This window comes from Candidatus Palauibacter irciniicola, assembly GCF_965208695.1.
Classification (GTDB): domain Bacteria; phylum Gemmatimonadota; class Gemmatimonadetes; order Palauibacterales; family Palauibacteraceae; genus Palauibacter; species Palauibacter irciniicola.
Window position 1 is genome coordinate 2,669,272 of sequence record NZ_OZ242352.1, and the last position, 15,306, is coordinate 2,684,577.

At 69.6% G+C, this 15,306-nt stretch carries 17 protein-coding genes and 1 tRNA gene; 11 read left to right on the forward strand and 7 right to left on the reverse strand.

The annotated features are described in order from the left end of the window. Nucleotide 1 precedes the first annotated feature (1 nt). Both ACOGI9_RS11560 and ACOGI9_RS11565 read right to left on the reverse strand, forming a co-directional pair. Entirely contained in the window at nucleotides 2-1,102 is a 1,101-nt protein-coding gene (locus tag ACOGI9_RS11560; protein WP_419857271.1) for a hypothetical protein, read from the reverse strand. 34 nt (nucleotides 1,103-1,136) lie between these two features. Beyond that, a complete protein-coding gene (locus ACOGI9_RS11565) occupies nucleotides 1,137-1,385 on the reverse strand; it encodes a ferredoxin family protein (RefSeq protein ID WP_310757742.1) in 249 nt (82 codons plus the stop codon). A 193-nt stretch (nucleotides 1,386-1,578) separates the two neighbouring features. On the opposite strand from ACOGI9_RS11565, the gene lipA reads away from it, so the two are divergent. The 7 genes from lipA to ACOGI9_RS11600 all read left to right on the forward strand — a co-directional run bounded on the left by lipA (nucleotide 1,579) and on the right by ACOGI9_RS11600 (nucleotide 8,537). Beyond that, complete coding sequence (gene lipA, locus ACOGI9_RS11570) at nucleotides 1,579-2,508, forward strand: lipoyl synthase (protein ID WP_419857272.1); 930 nt, start codon at nucleotides 1,579-1,581, stop codon at nucleotides 2,506-2,508. Then, a complete protein-coding gene (gene pdhA / locus ACOGI9_RS11575) occupies nucleotides 2,505-3,626 on the forward strand; it encodes a pyruvate dehydrogenase (acetyl-transferring) E1 component subunit alpha (RefSeq protein WP_419857273.1) in 1,122 nt (373 codons plus the stop codon). The genes lipA and pdhA overlap by 4 nt, the downstream gene beginning before the upstream one ends. Further along, nucleotides 3,626-4,609, forward strand: coding sequence for a pyruvate dehydrogenase complex E1 component subunit beta (locus ACOGI9_RS11580; RefSeq protein ID WP_419857274.1), 984 nt, complete (start codon nucleotides 3,626-3,628; stop codon nucleotides 4,607-4,609). The genes pdhA and ACOGI9_RS11580 overlap by 1 nt, the downstream gene beginning before the upstream one ends. A gap of 37 nt (nucleotides 4,610-4,646) precedes the next feature. After that, a complete protein-coding gene (locus ACOGI9_RS11585) occupies nucleotides 4,647-5,996 on the forward strand; it encodes a dihydrolipoamide acetyltransferase family protein (RefSeq protein ID WP_419857275.1) in 1,350 nt (449 codons plus the stop codon). Nucleotides 5,997-6,027: 31 nt separating this feature from the next. After that, nucleotides 6,028-7,440, forward strand: coding sequence for a dihydrolipoyl dehydrogenase (gene lpdA / locus ACOGI9_RS11590; RefSeq protein WP_419857276.1), 1,413 nt, complete (start codon nucleotides 6,028-6,030; stop codon nucleotides 7,438-7,440). Next, entirely contained in the window at nucleotides 7,437-8,216 is a 780-nt protein-coding gene (locus ACOGI9_RS11595) for a lipoyl(octanoyl) transferase LipB (protein WP_419857277.1), read from the forward strand. The genes lpdA and ACOGI9_RS11595 overlap by 4 nt, the downstream gene beginning before the upstream one ends. Nucleotides 8,217-8,366: 150 nt before the next feature. Further along, entirely contained in the window at nucleotides 8,367-8,537 is a 171-nt protein-coding gene (locus ACOGI9_RS11600; RefSeq protein ID WP_419857278.1) for a hypothetical protein, read from the forward strand. On the opposite strand, the gene ACOGI9_RS11605 is transcribed toward ACOGI9_RS11600, so the two are convergent. Next, nucleotides 8,534-8,983, reverse strand: coding sequence for a hypothetical protein (locus tag ACOGI9_RS11605; RefSeq protein WP_419857279.1), 450 nt, complete (start codon nucleotides 8,981-8,983; stop codon nucleotides 8,534-8,536). The genes ACOGI9_RS11600 and ACOGI9_RS11605 overlap by 4 nt on opposite strands. 48 nt (nucleotides 8,984-9,031) lie before the next feature. Between ACOGI9_RS11605 and ACOGI9_RS11610 the strand changes: the two genes are divergently transcribed. Beyond that, nucleotides 9,032-9,104, forward strand: a tRNA-Glu gene (locus ACOGI9_RS11610). A 48-nt stretch (nucleotides 9,105-9,152) separates the two neighbouring features. Here the strand turns inward: ACOGI9_RS11610 and ACOGI9_RS11615 are convergent. From ACOGI9_RS11615 to ACOGI9_RS11630, 4 genes are read right to left on the reverse strand one after another with little or no spacing between them, the layout of a single operon-like run. After that, on the reverse strand, nucleotides 9,153-9,995 hold the full coding sequence (locus ACOGI9_RS11615) for a DUF547 domain-containing protein (RefSeq protein WP_419857280.1): 843 nt from the start codon (nucleotides 9,993-9,995) through the stop codon (nucleotides 9,153-9,155). Next, nucleotides 9,992-10,747, reverse strand: coding sequence for a glycosyltransferase family 2 protein (locus ACOGI9_RS11620; protein WP_419857281.1), 756 nt, complete (start codon nucleotides 10,745-10,747; stop codon nucleotides 9,992-9,994). The genes ACOGI9_RS11615 and ACOGI9_RS11620 overlap by 4 nt, the downstream gene beginning before the upstream one ends. Nucleotides 10,748-10,778: 31 nt before the next feature. Then, nucleotides 10,779-11,843: a porin gene (locus tag ACOGI9_RS11625; RefSeq protein WP_419857282.1), complete on the reverse strand. Its 1,065-nt coding sequence runs from the start codon at nucleotides 11,841-11,843 to the stop codon at nucleotides 10,779-10,781. 30 nt (nucleotides 11,844-11,873) lie between these two features. Next, entirely contained in the window at nucleotides 11,874-12,593 is a 720-nt protein-coding gene (locus ACOGI9_RS11630) for a CPBP family intramembrane glutamic endopeptidase (RefSeq protein WP_419857283.1), read from the reverse strand. 67 nt (nucleotides 12,594-12,660) lie between these two features. On the opposite strand from ACOGI9_RS11630, the gene ACOGI9_RS11635 reads away from it, so the two are divergent. From ACOGI9_RS11635 to ACOGI9_RS11645, 3 genes are all read left to right on the forward strand, one after another. Next, the gene (locus ACOGI9_RS11635; RefSeq protein WP_419857284.1) at nucleotides 12,661-13,590 is read left to right on the forward strand and encodes a nitrilase-related carbon-nitrogen hydrolase; all 930 of its coding nucleotides are present in this window, start codon (nucleotides 12,661-12,663) and stop codon (nucleotides 13,588-13,590) included. After that, nucleotides 13,587-14,465: an NAD+ synthase gene (locus ACOGI9_RS11640; RefSeq protein ID WP_419857285.1), complete on the forward strand. Its 879-nt coding sequence runs from the start codon at nucleotides 13,587-13,589 to the stop codon at nucleotides 14,463-14,465. Before ACOGI9_RS11635 ends, ACOGI9_RS11640 begins: the two co-directional genes overlap by 4 nt. A gap of 142 nt (nucleotides 14,466-14,607) precedes the next feature. After that, the gene (locus ACOGI9_RS11645; protein WP_419857286.1) at nucleotides 14,608-15,303 is read left to right on the forward strand and encodes a response regulator; all 696 of its coding nucleotides are present in this window, start codon (nucleotides 14,608-14,610) and stop codon (nucleotides 15,301-15,303) included. The last annotated feature ends 3 nt before the right edge of the window (nucleotides 15,304-15,306 follow it).

Below are 15,306 nucleotides of genomic sequence, written 5' to 3' on the forward strand. Positions count from 1 at the left end.
CTCAGCTGCCGGCGGAGGGGGATGCGCGGCCGTGGCCGTGGCCGGCTTCGTTCGGTTTCTCGAGCGTATTGCGAAGATCCTGCACGTAGTCCGGGTGCTCGCGGCTGAACTCCGGCCAGTCCCCGGCCGCCGAGATGATGATGCCGCCGATCGCGCCCATCGCACGGTCCGGCGCCGCGTGACCCAGCGGGTTCGAGTACTGGACGGAGATGCGGTAGACGTGGTCTTTCCGGATCCGCGCGCCTCCGCGCCACCAGAGCCGGCTCGTGGGCACGCCGACGGTCCGGCCTCCGCCGTCCACCTCGGGCCCCGTCTCCCAGATCACCTTGCCCGCCGTGACATCCTCGAGCCGAATCCAGTCCCCGTAGTCGTGCAGGTGCCCTCCGACGGCGAGGATCCGCCCGTCCACGGCGGGGCTGCCCTCCCAGCTCCTCCGGTGCGTCCCGGGCGGAAGCGGAAACTCCTTCTCGCCGACCGGGCCCATCACGTCGAGATAGAACGGATAGACGTCCACGGGCTCGACGAGGCCCGGATCCTCGAACGGCGTGTACGGAAGCCGGATATGCAGGAAGGCTTCGTCGTGCGACGCGTCGGGGAGCGGGGCGAACATCGCGCTCACGAGGACCCGGGTGCCCGGCGCGAGGGGAACGCCCAGCACGCCCGGCAGAAGCTCGCTCTTCGTCTCGCGGCCCGCGGCGAGAATGCGGCGCGGGACGGCGGAGAAGAGTTCGCGGCGGTCGGGGTCGATGACGTTGACGTGATGGAGGAGGCGGTCGGGGAGCGGGTTGCCCTCCCGGTCCCTCATCCGCCACGAGAATCCGTGCATCCAGCCCGCGACGGGCACCTCGGCAAGCTGCACGGGAGGCCGGAGGTGCGGACCGCCGGCCGGCAGGGAGAGGGGGCCGACGACGATCTCGAACTCGCGGTCGGCCGCGTGCACCCGCACGTCGATGAGCGGGCTCGCGGCGGGCAGGCGAGGCGGGGCCGGGTCGCCGGCCGGGGCCGAGGCTGCGTGCGCGTGTTCCTGCGCCGTGGAGGCGTGCGGCGACAGCAGGAGACCGAGGCTCAGCAGGTGCGGGCCGCGCGGGCGCCGGTTCCACATCGCGGTGGCTCGCCTCAGGGGCTCACGCCCGGGTTCAGTCGGGCGGGGGAACGTCGAAGTAGGTGTAGTTCTTCGCGGTGAAGGCATCATACTGCTCCGGCACTTCGTCGTCCGGATAGATCGCCTCCACGGGGCACTCGGGCACGCAGGCGCCGCAGTCGATGCACTCCTCGGGATGGATGTAGTACTGATCCTCTCCCTCGTAGATGCAGTCGACGGGGCACACGTCCACGCAGGACGCATCCTTCTCGCTCATGCATGGTTCGGTGATGATATAGGTCATGCGCGGGAAGATACCCGAGGCCCGAGGGCTGAGCAATTCGCCATCCCCGCGCGCGGGCGGGGCGCGTCGGGTTGGTCCGTTGTGCAACAGCCGGTATCTTGGAGGGTTCCGGGCGGACGGCACGCGGACGCATCGGCGCGGTGCGCGGGACACGAAAACGCGGTCCGGATCACACAGCGAGAAGGCGGCAGCCTTGAAGCCACTCGAGGTCATACAGGGAGGGAGCACGGCCGATGCCTGGCCTGCGCGGAAGCCGCGTTGGCTCAAGGTGCGGGCACCCGGAGGGCCCAACTATCTGCGCCTCAAGGAACTGATGCGGGGGCTGGAACTCAGCTCCGTCTGCGAGGAGGCCCAGTGCCCCAACATCGGCGAGTGCTGGGAGGCGGGCACGGCGACGTTCCTCATCATGGGCGACGTGTGCACGCGCAACTGCCCCTACTGCGCGATCGCGCACGGCCGGCCGGAGGAACTCGACGAAGACGAGCCGCGGCGGGTCGCGGAGGCCATCGAGCGGCTGCAACTCAACCACTGCGTCATCACGTCCGTGGACCGCGATGACCTGCCCGATGGCGGCGCCTGGATCTTCGCCGAGATGATCCGCGAGATCCGGTCGCGCCGTCCCGAGTGTTCGATCGAGGTGCTGACGCCGGACTTCCGGGGGAATCCCGAGGCGATCCGCACGGTGATCGCCGCGAGGCCGGAGATCTTCAACCACAACATGGAGACCGTGCGCCGGTTGCACCGGGTCGCCCGGCCGGGCGGCCGCTACGACCGATCGCTGAACGTCCTGAAGACGGGCCGGCAACTGGACGACCAGGTCCTCATCAAGACGGGGATCATGCTCGGGCTCGGCGAGACGCCCGCCGACATCGACGAGTTCATGGGCGACGCGCTCGAAGCGGGCGTACAGATCCTCACGCTGGGGCAGTACCTGAGGCCATCGCCGGACCATCTTCCGATCGACCGCTACGTGTCCCCGGAGGAGTTCATGAACTGGAAGGAGATCGGGGAATCGCGCGGGTTCCTGCACGTCGAGAGCGGGCCGCTGGTTCGGTCCAGCTATCACGCGCGCGAGCAGGTGGTTGAACTGCGCCGCAGGGTCGCGGCGCTCGCGGCGGGATGAGCTCGGCGAACCCCGGCCGGTCCACGGCCACGGTCTCCGACGATCCGGCGGCGGGAGCCCCCGGCGGGGCATCGAGCGCAGACCCCGACGCATTCCTCGGACTCTCGAAGGAAGAGTGCGTGGAACTCCTCCGGGAGATGATCATCGAGCGCCGGTTCGAGGAGAAGGCGGCGGAGGTCTACCAGGTCGGCAAGATCGGCGGCTTCTGCCACCTCTACATCGGGCAGGAGGCCGTCTCCGCGGGGTCGATTTCGCCGCTGCGGGACGACGACTACGTGATCACCGCGTATCGCGACCACTCGCAGGCGATCGCGCGCGGCATGACGCCGAACGCCGTCATGGCCGAACTCTACGGACGCGTGGACGGCTGCTCGAAGGGCTTCGGCGGCTCGATGCACATGTTCGACAAGTCGCTCAACTTCATGGGCGGACACGGCATCGTCGGGAGCCACCTGCCCCTGGCAATCGGAGTCGGCTACGCGATCCGCTACCGGGGCGGAGACCAGGTCTGCCTCTGTTTCTTCGGCGACTCCGTGGTCAACATCGGCGCCTTCCACGAGTCGCTGAACATGGCCGCGCGCTGGAAGCTGCCCGTCATCTTCCTCCTCGAGAACAACCGTTACGGAATGGGGACCGACTATCGGCGGGTGGCCGCGGTGAAGGAACTCAAGGACCGCGGCCGGGCGTACGAGGGCCTCACTTCGCTGGACGTGGACGGCATGGATGTGCTGGCGGTCCGCCAGGCCATGGAGGAGGCGATCGAGCGGGGACGGAACGAGAAGACGCCCAGCTTCATCGAGGCGCGCTGCTTCCGCTACATGGGCCACTCGATGGCGGATCCGATGCACGGGACGTACCGGACGCGCGAGGAAGTCGAGAAGTGGCGGTCGGATGACCCGATCCTCTCCTTCACCCGGCAGCTCATGGACGCGGGGCGGCTGACGGAGGAGGAGTACAAGACGATCGACCGCGAGGCGAAGGAGATCGCCGAGGAGTCCGCGGCCTTCGCGGACCGGAGCCCCTTCCCGGATCCGGAGGCGCTGTATCGCTACGTGTATTCGGACGGGTATCCGGACGACATGCGGCGACGGGATGCGTGGCGGAAGGAGCTGCGCTGATGGCCGTCCTCACGTACCGGGAAGCGCTCAACGACGCCCTCCGCGAAGAGATGGAGCGCGACGACTCGACCTTCATCATCGGCGAGGAGGTGGGGGAATACGACGGCGCCTACAAGGTCACGAAGGGGCTGCTCGACCAGTTCGGGGAATGGCGCGTGCGGGACGCCCCGATCGCCGAGTTGGGGTTCGCGGGGCTCGGCGTGGGCGCGGCGATGGCGGGTCTGCGGCCGATCGTCGAGTTCATGACGTGGAACTTCGCCCTGCTCGCGATCGACGAGGTCGTGAACGCGGCGGCGAAGATGTTCCAGATGTCGGGCGGGCAGTACAACGTTCCCATCGTCTTCCGGGGACCGGGCGGCGCGGCGCTCCAACTCGCGGCGCAGCACTCGCAGTCGCCGGAGCCCTGGTACAGCTACGTGCCGGGGCTGAAGGTGATCGCGCCCGCCACGGCGAAGGACGCGAAGGGACTGCTGAAGAGCGCGATCCGCGACAACGACCCGGTCGTTTTCATCGAGAGCGAGATCATGTACAACCTCGTCCGGGATGAAGTGCCGGAGGAGGAGTACCTGACCCCGATCGGCAAGGCCGAGGTGAAGCGCGAGGGGTCGGACGTGACCGTCGTGTGCCACTCGAAGATGGTGCACCAGGCGCTCGCGGCGGCCCGCACGCTCGAGAAGGAAGAGATCGACGTCGAGGTGCTGGACCTGCGCACGGTGCGTCCGCTGGACGTGGACGCGGTCGTGGCGTCGGTGAAGAAGACGAACCGGGCCGTGGTCGCGGAAGAGGGATGGCCGATGTGCAACGTCGGGGCCCAGGTCGTGGACGACATACAGCGCGAGGCTTTCGACTCGCTGGACGCCCCGGTGGCGCGCGTGAACGGGCTGGATGTGCCCATGCCCTACGCGAAGAACCTGGAGAAACTCGCAACCCCGAACGCGGACCATGTGGCGGCGGCGGTGCGCCACGTGTGCTACGCGGACTAGCCGCGGGACGCCGACCGATATGCCTACGAGAGTCGTGATGGCGCAGCTGAGCCCGACGATGGAGGAGGGCAAGCTCATCGAGTGGAAGGTCGCCGAGGGCGATGCCGTGGCGCAGGGCGATGTCGTCGCGGAAATCGAGACCGACAAGGCGAACATGGATGTCGAGGCGCTCGGCGGCGGCGTGCTGCGCAAGATCGTCGTGCAGGCGGGCGCCACGGTCCCGGTGGGCGCGCTCATCGGCGTGATCGCCGAACCGGACGAGGCGATCGACGAACTGCTCGCCGAGGCACAGGCGGCCGGCGGCGACGGGCCGGCGGAAGGTCCCGCCGAGGAGTCCGCCGCGCTCGCCGTGGCGCCGGAGCCCGCAACGTCGGCCGAGGTCGCCGCGGCGCCGGTGCCCGCCGCGCCGGCGCCTGAAGGCATGGCCGCGGCGACGCCCGGAGACTCGGCCGCGTCGGCCGGGGGGCGCATCAAGGCCTCGCCCGTCGCGCGGCGGATGGCCGCGGAGAGCGGGATCGCGCTGGCCGGCCTCGCCGGATCCGGGCCGGGCGGCCGGATCGTCAAGGCCGATGTCGAGGCCGCGCTGGCCCGCGGCGTCCCGGGCGTCGCGCCGGTCCCCACCCCCGCGGTGCCCACGACCCCCGCGCCCACACCGTCTCCGGCCGCCCCCGACCAGCCCCCGCCCGCGCCGCTCCCTACCGGCCTCGAAGACCGGGTCGAGGAGGCGAGCCAGATGCGGAAGGCGATCGCGCGCCGGCTCGGCCAGTCGATCGGGCCCGTCCCCCACTTCTTCCTCACGACCGAGGTGGACATGGGCCGGGCGCTCGAATTGCGCGCGGACCTCAACGCCCGCTTCGCGGACGGCAAGATCGGCGTGACGGACCTGCTCCTGAAGGCGACGGCGGAGGCGCTGAACCGCCACCCGGCGGTCAACGCCTCGTGGGAGGATACCGCGATCCGCTACCACGGCGCGGTCCACCTCGGCATCGCCGTGGCGCTCGACGAGGGCCTCATCACGCCGGTGCTGCGCGACGCGGGCCGAAAGGGGCTGCGGCAGATCTCGGTCGAGGCGCGGGACCTCATCGCCCGGGCGCGGGCGCGAAAGCTCGCGCCGGAGGAGTACCAGGGCGGGACCTTCTCGGTCAGCAACCTCGGCATGTTCGAGATCGACCAGTTCACGGCGATCATCAACCCGCCGGAAGCCGGCATCCTCGCCATCGGGCAGACGGTCGAGAAGCCCGTCGCCGTGGACGGCCAGGTCGTCGTCCGCAAGCGGATGCGCGTGACGATGTCCTGCGATCACCGCGTCATCGACGGCGCCACCGGCGCGGCGTTCCTCGGCGCCTTCAAGGCGATGCTCGAGAACCCGCTCGAAATGATCCTCTAGAGAACCAGAGAACCAGAGAGTGAAGGGATAGATGTCGGAGACATACGACGTCGTCGTAGTCGGGGCCGGACCGGCCGGCTACGTATGTGCGATCCGGGCCGCGCAACTCGGACTCCGGACCGCCTGCGTCGAGAGCGGGTCGTACGAGGGTGGCCTCGGCGGCACCTGCCTCAACTGGGGCTGCATCCCCGCCAAGGCGCTGCTCGAGAGCGCCGCGCTCGCGCACAACCTGCAGCACCACGGCGCCCGCATGGGCGTGAAGCCCGTCGAGGTCGAGTACGACTTCCCCGCGGCCGTGAAGCGGAGCCGCATCATCACCCGCAAGCTCACGGCCGGCGTGAAATACCTGCTCGGAAAGAACAGGGTCGACATCGTGCAGGGCCGCGGCCGGCTGGCCGGGGCGGGCCGCGTCGCGGTCGAGTCGGAGGACGGCGAGACCCGGGAGATCGCGACCCGCAACGTCGTGTTCGCGACGGGCTCGGTGATGCAGACCTTCCCCGGCTTCGAACTCGACGGCGAGAAGGTGATCGGCAGCCGCGAGGCGCTGGGCCTCCAGGAACTCCCGGCGAAGATGGCGATCGTCGGGGCCGGATTCGTGGGCGTCGAGTTCGCCGACGTCTTCAACGCCTTCGGCGTGGAGGTCACGCTGATCGAGGCGCTCGACACGCTCGTGCCCTTCGAGGACCCGGAGATCGGAAACGCGCTCGAACGCTCGTTCAGGAAGCGGGGCATCCGCAATCTCACGAACACCCGCGTCAAACACCTGGACCGCGACGCGAGCCCGATGGTCCTCACGGTCGTGAACCCGGACGGCAGCGAGACGGCCGAGGAGACCGATCTCGTGCTCATGGCCGTCGGACGGCGGCCCGTGACCGAGAACCTCGACCTCGAGAAGAACGGGGTCGCGGTCGAGGACGGCTTCATCCGGATCGACGAGTGGTGCCGAACGAACCAGCCCGGCGTCTACGCGATCGGGGACGTGGCCGGGCAGCCGATGCTGGCGCACGTCGGGTCGCACGAGGGCATCGTCGCCGCCGAGCATATCGCCGGCGTGGCCAAGCACCCGATGACGTACGGGAACATCCCCTCCGTCGGGTATTGCCACCCCGAGGTCGCCTCGATCGGCATGTCGGCGGCGCAGGCCGAGGAGGCGGGCCACGAGGTCGTCACCGGCAAGTACCCGCTCGGGGCGCACGGGCGCGCGCTGACCGCCGAATCCGCGGACGGTTTCGTGAAGATCGTGGCGGACGCCAAGTACGGCGAAGTGCTGGGCGTCCACATGATCGGACACAACGTGAGCGAACTCGTGGCGGAGGTCGGCATGGCGCGCGAACTGGAAGCCACGCTGGACGAGATCGTGGGTCACGCGCACGCACACCCCAGTATGGCGGAGGCCGTGATGGAGGCCGCGTTCGCCGCGCTCGGGCGCTCGATCCACATGTGAACGGGGAGCGGCAGCTTCGGGTGGTCGACCTCGGCCGCCGCGAGTACCGGGAGGTACTCGAGCTTCAGCGCTCCATCGCCCGCTGGCGCCGGAGTTCTCCGCCGGACCATGACCTCCTGCTCCTCGTCGAACACCTGCCGGTGATCACGGTGGGGCGGGGATCGAGGCAGGACATCACGCCCCCCGACGAGGCATGGCTCGCCGAGTCGGGGCTGGACGTGGTCGAGATCGAGCGCGGCGGCGACCTCACCTATCACGGCCCCGGCCAGCTCGTGGGCTACCCGATCCTGGACCTCCGCGCGCACCGGCAGGACCTCCACTGGTATCTGCGCCGCATCGAGGAAGTGCTGTTGCGCGTCCTCGCGGAGCGCGGCCTCCCGGCGTTCCGGGTCGAGTCGTACACCGGAGTGTGGACGGGTTCACCACCCGCGGGGAGCCTCGAGACGGTCGACGACGATGGGTTCGGAACGGTCGCCGCCGGACGCGCGGACGCCCTCATCGGGGCCGGCGCGATCCGCAAGGTCGCATCGATCGGCGTGCACGCGAGCCGCTGGATCACCTGGCACGGGTTCGCGCTCAACGTGACGCCCGAGCCTCTCATGAACTTCCGCGGAATCGTGGCGTGCGGCATCCACGGCGTCCGCATGACGAGCCTCGCGTCCGAAGGCGCCTCTCTCACCCTCGAAGAGGCCGGCGAAGCCGTGGTGCGCGCCTTCCCCGCCGCGTTCCCGAGCCTCGCGCCGTCACCCGCCCCCGAAGTCGGCCTCCGCATCTGACGTTCCCGCGGGAACGCGCGCGCGGGGACGAACCCGCTGGCGGGGACGTTGCCGAAACGCGGGTTCGGGCCGACCTTGTGGCGCGTCGCCCTCCGATGCGGGCGACCCGATGTCCGTCGCCGAACCGCCGCACAAGGATGGCTTGCGAAGATGAGTACGATTCTCGGGATCCTGCTGCTCAGCACGGTGGTCGTCGCCCTGCTGCTCGGACAGCTCGCCCGGATGTCCCTCCGGGAACGCATCCTTCAGACCACCGCCATGCTCGCCGCGGCCTTCATCTTCTACGGTCTCGTCGTGCTCCTGGAGTCCGCCACCCACTAACCGCCCGATTGGGCGGCCGCGGCGGTTTCGTTGGGGCCGTGGACGATCTTGGAGCCCTGCCAGGCGGCGATTCCGATCATGAAGGTCGCGAACAGGCCCAGCAGGAGGACGAACCGCCGCAGCCGACGGTCGTCGCGCTCGTGCAGCGCGAAGGCGGCGAGCGCGCCGGCGGTGAAGGCGGGGACGGCCGCCCACGTGGCCCAGAAACGGTGGGTCTGGACGATGCCGGGCCGCACGAAGGTGCGGTCCGCGACGACGTCGGCGGCGGCGAGGCCGGTCAGGTAGGCGGGGGCCACGAAGGCGCCGGCGATGACGAGGGCCACGAGCCCCCACAGCTCGAGCGGCTCGCGGCCGCGCGCCCACCCGTACAGGCCCACGGCGCTCCCACTCGCGGCGAGGACGATCGGGAACGAGTGCGAGACGATGTGCAGGTGTTCCCAGCTCATAATCTTGACACGCCTTCCAGCCCGACTAGAATATCGCTTCCCAACTCCGCCCCCTTCGTCTAGTGGCCCAGGATACCTGGTTCTCAGCCAGGAGACAGGGGTTCGATTCCCCTAGGGGGTATGAAACGCCGCGGCGGGTCCCGACCGGACCCCCGCGGCGTTTGTCATGTTACGGGACGTCCGGCGCGTTCAGGCTCCAGTCGTAGTCGTGGTCGAGGGACCCGTCAAAATCCCGAAGCTGCTCCGCCAGGTCGCCCTCGGCGTACTTCCGAAGGTGTTCGAGCACGCCCGCCTCGGAATCTCCGAAGTCCTCCTGATACCAGAAGTAGATGCTGGAGACGATACCCGACGTTTCGTCGCGGAGCGTCACGCCTCGCGGATGATTCACGTAGTCGCGCGCCGCCTGATCCAGGAGCCGTTCCAGGTTTTCGGCGGTATAGGGCTCCGGGGCCAGATTCGGACAGCCGATGCTGGCGCAGTTCACGCCGTAGTGGATCCGGGCGTCCCGCCAGATGGGGCGCAGGATGTCGTGCTCGATGTTGTCCAGCGTCAGCGGGTGTCCGGCCACGTTCGCGTGGATGTCGCGCCATGGGCCCGTGGCGGGAATCAGGCCTTCGTGGATGTCCTTGATCGACTCGACGGGATACTCGTCCACGACGACCCGCAGCGTCACGGCGTTGTAGAGGTTGATCCAGTACGCCATCTGCACGTCCTTCGCGTACTCTCGCGGATCCAGTCCCTGCAGGTAGTCGATGTAGCCGGCCAGGCGCGCCCGGTCGGCGGCGTTCGCCCGCAGCTTCGCGTAGTCGACGAGGGTGACGCCGGACGGGTCGTCGGTGATCAGGTAGGCGTCGAGCAGCGCCTGCCATTCGCCGTGGTCGAGCCGCGCGGCATTCGCCGGGTCGTGCGCGTCCCAGGCGACGTCGGTGGACGGCCCGGCGCACGAAATCCCGCCGAGCGCCAGGAGACCGAGCAGCCCCCACCGGGCGACCCGCGCCGAACTTCCTTTCATCTTCCTGCCTCCTGCGACCCGGTGGAGCGCGCGGCGCGCCACTGCCGCCAGCGGAGCCGAGCGATCATCGAGAGGATGCCGGCGCTGGCGCCGACCACTCCCCGAACCGTGCCTCCCACCTTCGACCGGCCGAAACGGCGCCGCAAGGTGTCCACGGGCACTTCGACGACCCGCAGATCGTGCTGGATGGCCTTGACCTGCATCTCCACGGTCCAGCCGTACGTGCGGTCCCGCATGTCGATGCGGCGCAGCGCCTCGGCCCGTATGGCACGGTAGGGACCGAGATCGGTCACCTTCGCCCCCCACAGCAGGCGTATCAGCAGACCGGCGACCCGGTTGCCCGCGATCTGCGGGGCCGACAGGGCGCCCGGCTCCCTCCGGCCCAGCGCGCGCGATCCGATGGCCAGGTCCGCCCCGGCGGCGACGGCGTCGAGCAGCCGGAGCCCCTGCACGGCCTCGAACGACCGGTCGCCGTCCGTGAACAGCACGATGTCGACGGGACGCAGGTGCGCGAGGGCCGTCAGGCAGGCCAGCCCGTAGCCCGGCGTATCCTCCCGGACGATCCGCGCCCCCGCCTCGCGCGCGCGGGTCGCGGTGGCGTCCCTCGACCCGTTGTCGCAGACGACGAACTCGTCGACCACGCCACGGCCGCGGTCATCGCGCAGCGCGAGCAGGTCGGCGACGACATCGCCGATATTCCGCTCCTCGTCCCTCGCCGGCACGACCACGCCCACCGTCATTCCCGCGTACACGCCGCCCCGGCCCCCGCCTACCCGCTCCGGCTCAGAAATCGACCTGGGCGAGGAACTGGAACTGGCCATCGGACAGCGTCGGCGCGTGGGGCGAGTCGTCGAGCGCGGTGGCGTACTGCAGCCCGAACCTCGCGTAGCCGTCCGGATACAGGTTCAGTCCGAACACCATGAACTTCCGGTCGGCGCCCAGGGCCGGCCGGAATCCGTCGTACCGCACGACGCCCTCGAGCAGCCCCCAGGGCCGATAGCCGAACTGCACCCAGCCGCCGGACGCCTCCGTCTCGGCCGACCCGCTCCCGCTGAGCGGAGCATCGAGATCGAAGTCCGCCCGCAGGTACTCGCCCGTCAGCGTCAGGCTGTGGTAGGAGACCTGAACGTCCGCACCCCAGTACAGGCGGCTGCCCGCGAAATCGGACGTGATGCCGGGCGCCGCCGACCGGTCTCCGGTGATGATGCCCTTGCCGAGCGGGGCGGATGTGTCCTCCGAATAAGCGAGGGAAGCTCCCGCCTGCACGACGAGGTCGTCGTAGAAGGCGATCGTGCCGATCGAGTTGTACTGCACGCGGCCGGCGAACATGTAGTCGTCGCCGTCATTCGCGATGGACCGGCCGTTGCCGTTGTAGAGGCCGGCCCCGTAGGTGAACCGGCCATCGAGCGCCTGCCCGCCCGCCTGCACGCCGATCTGCCGGTCCGGCCTGAGGGCGGTCGCGGCCTGCGAGCGCTCGACGAACGTGATGTCGCTCCGCGACACGGTGGCTTCGTAGCCGAAGTAGGGCTTGAACATGCCGAAGCTGAGTTCGAATTCCGGAATCACCGGCATCGTGACCACCGCGTCGTGGATCCGGTACGCGTCCCGCGACGCGTCGTAGCGGACAACGAACTTGTAGTCGAAGACGAGTCCGACGGCGCCCTCCACCTTGAGGCGGGATTCGAAGAGCCGGAATCCCTGCCCGCCGAGGGTGGAATCCGAATGCGCCCGGGCTCCGGCGCGCAGCAGCCCCCCGACCTCGATCGGGGAGGCCTCCTGCGCCGCCATTCCAGCCGGCATGGCCAGGCCAAGCACGACAACCGTTCGCGCGCACATTCTGGCGATCATGTATCACTCCTCATCAGGTATCGCTCCTCATCATGTTTCGGGTTCATCGGGTTCGTCGACATCGAAGTTCGCGTGGAGGTAGCGCCAACCTCCGAGGCCGATCGCCGCGTTGATCCAGAAGTGCCCGACGATGGACGGGAACAGACTGTCCGTCCAGATGACGGTCACCGCGAGCACGACGCCGAGCGCCGTCGCCCGGACCACGCCGACCAGCTTCTGGTATCCGTGAGCGAGTCCGAAGGACACGGAGACCAGCGCCACGCCGAGCCAGGGGTTGCCGGTCCATGCCGAGACGGCCCACAGGCCGAATCCACGATAGGCATACTCCTCGCAGACCGCCGCGATCCCGGAGAGCGCGAGAAACCAGCGTTTCTCCGAGGCGTTTCGCGGCATCAGCAGCAGGACGGCCCCGGTCTCCCGGAGCCCGGCGATCCGCGCGGCCGCGGTGATCAGCCAGGCTGCCAGGAGCCCGACGGCGGCCACGCCCAGGCCCTGGAGCAGCGCGGCCGGCGGCGCGTCGACCCTCCAGCCGAGCGCGACCGCGGGGACGTTCTGCCACGCCGCGACGCCGAGCGTGACCAGGCCGAGGACGACGAGCGATGCCCCCACCGACACGTACAGCAGCCGGCGGTGTTTCGCCGCTGCGGCGAGATCCGCCCCGCGACGGGCATCGAGGGCGGCGAGGAGGGGCATGCCGATCAGGAGCAGCAGAGCGTACGCCGCCGCGATCGGGGTCGGAGTCTCCGGCATCGCGGACGGATAACGTGGCGCAGGCGCCGCGTGCAACACGCGCACCGAACGACGACGGCCGGGCCCGTTGACAGCGGCGCGCGCTTCGGGGACGTTCACGCGCATGCCGCTCGATATCGCGATCGCCCAGTTCCGGCCCTCCAAGGGCGACCTCGACGCGACGCTGGACGGCTGCGCGGGGATCATCCGGCGCGCGGTCCGGTCGGAGCCGCGGCCCCGCCTGATCGTGTTTCCGGAGACCGCGCTCACCGGCTATTTCCTGGAGGGCGGAGTCCGCGAGCAGGCCATCCCGGCCCCGGAACTGTTCGAGGCCCTCAACGCGCGCGCCGGCGACGCCGCGGACGGTCTCGATGTCGCGATCGGCTTCTACGAGCGGGACGCGACGGGCATCTACAACTCGGCCCTCTACGCGACGCTGGGGCCCGGCGGCGGGATCCTTCACGTCCACCGCAAAGTGTTCCTCGCCACCTACGGCGTCTTCCAGGAAGAGCGGTTCGTCGAGGCGGGGGCCGGAATCCGGGCGTTCGATGCGCCGCCGGGACGGACCGCCCTGCTGATCTGCGAAGACGGCTTTCACTCGGTGTCCGGCACGCTCGCCGCGCTCGACGGCGCGTCGATCATCCTCATTCTCAGCGCCTCGCCGGCGCGGGGGGCCGCCCCCGGGGCCGGAGTGCCCGGCAACGTCGTCCGCTGGGACGCCCTCGCGAGTGCGATCGCCGCCGAGCATGGCGTGTTCGTCATCGTGTCTCAACTGGTCGGCTTCGAGGGCGGCAAGGGATTCGCCGGCGGGTCCGCGGCCTACGATCCGCACGGACACCGGCTCCTCGCGGGGCCGCTCTGGGAGGAAGCGCTGCTGCCCGTGCGGGTGGACCTCGACGAGGCCGCGCGCGCCCGCACCGAAGAGCCGCTCTTTTCGGACCTCGAACGGTCCTGGACCCGTCTTCTCGTGAACAGTCCGGGATCCGGCGTGCGCCGGCCGGCCCCCGACGGCGAATGACCGGCGCCTGGCCGCCGCCGGGCACCGCGGAGGCCCGCGCTCCGCACCCCGCCGACCGGGGCCCGCTCGACATCGATACGGACCTCGTGCGGGATTGGCTCGTCCAGTTCCTTCGAGAGGAGATCGAGCGTCGGCGCGGTTTCCGCCGCGTGGTGGTCGGGTTGTCGGGAGGCGTGGATTCCGCCCTCACGGCGGCGCTGTGCGCGGAAGCGCTCGGTTCCGAAGCCGTGCTCGCCCTCCTGTTGCCCTACCGGACCTCGAGCCCCCGGAGCCGCGAGCACGCCCTCCTCGTGGCGGGGGAATTCGGGATTCCGACGCGCACGATCGATGTCACGCGGGCCGTGGACGGCTATCTCGACGAGTTCGAGCCCGAGGCGGGCGGACACCGGAGGGGCAATGTGGCCGCGCGCCAGCGCATGATTGTCCTCTTCGACCAGGCCTTCAAGCTCTCCGCCCTCCCCGTCGGTACCGGAAACAAGTCCGAGCGTCTCCTCGGCTACTATACCTGGCACGCGGACGACTCCCCGCCGGTGAACCCGCTCGGAGACCTGTTCAAGAGCCAGGTGTGGGCGCTCGCGCGGGCCGTCGGCGTGCCCGCCGAGGTCGTCGACAAGCCGGCGACGGCGGATCTGATCCAGGGACAGACGGATGAGGACGACCTGGGAGTCGCCTACCCCGAAGCCGACCTCATCCTCCATCACCTGATTTCCGGACGCGGGCCGGATGATCTCGTCGAGGCGGGGTTCGAGAGGAAGAAGGTCGAACTCGTCGCCGAGCGACTCGAAAGCACCCACTGGAAGCGCCACCTGCCGACGGTCGCGATGCTCTCGCCGACCGCGATCGGGGAATGGTACCTGAGACCGGTGGACTACTGACGGACTTGTCATGGGGGGAGGATAGGCGGGCCGGGTAACGTCTCCAGACAGGGAACTGTCACGAGTTCGTCACGGGTCGAAACGCGCTCTGTCGCGTGTTACGATACCGCCCGCCCTGAACCCGTTGGACGCGGATGGAGTGATGCCGGACGCACAGATCCTGGTGGTGGACGACGAACCGGACATCCTCAGCGTGCTCGTCTATCACCTGAGCCGCGAAGGATACCGCGTCACGACTGCCGTGAACGGGCAGGGAGCGCTGACCTCGGCGGAGGCCGAGCAGCCGGACCTCATCATCCTCGATCTCATGCTGCCCGGCATGGACGGATACGAGGTGCTGCAGCGGCTGCGGGGCGCCGAGAGCACGAGTTCGATGCCCGTGATCCTCCTGACGGCGAGGCGGGAGGAGGACGAGCGGGTCAGGGGATTCGAGGTCGGCGCGGACGACTACATCACGAAGCCGTTCAGTGCCCGCGAACTCACGCTTCGGGTCGAGGCGCTCCTGCGGCGGTCGAAGGCCGAACCCGTCTCCACGTCGCGGAGGGTAACGGTGGGACCGGTCGTACTCGACCGGGAGGCGCACCGGGTCTTCTCGGAGGGCGTGGAGGTCGATTTGACGCGGCTCGAGTATCGCCTGCTGGAAGTGATGCTGGAGAGACGGGGGCGCGTGCAGACCCGCCGCCAGTTGCTTCAGGCCGTCTGGGACACGAACGCGGCGATCGAGACGCGCACGGTCGACATGCACGTCGCCCGGCTGAGAACCAAGCTTGGCAATGCCGCCTCCCTCCTCGAAACGGTTCGGGGGATCGGCTACCGATTCCGCGCGCTCGACAAGTAGCGC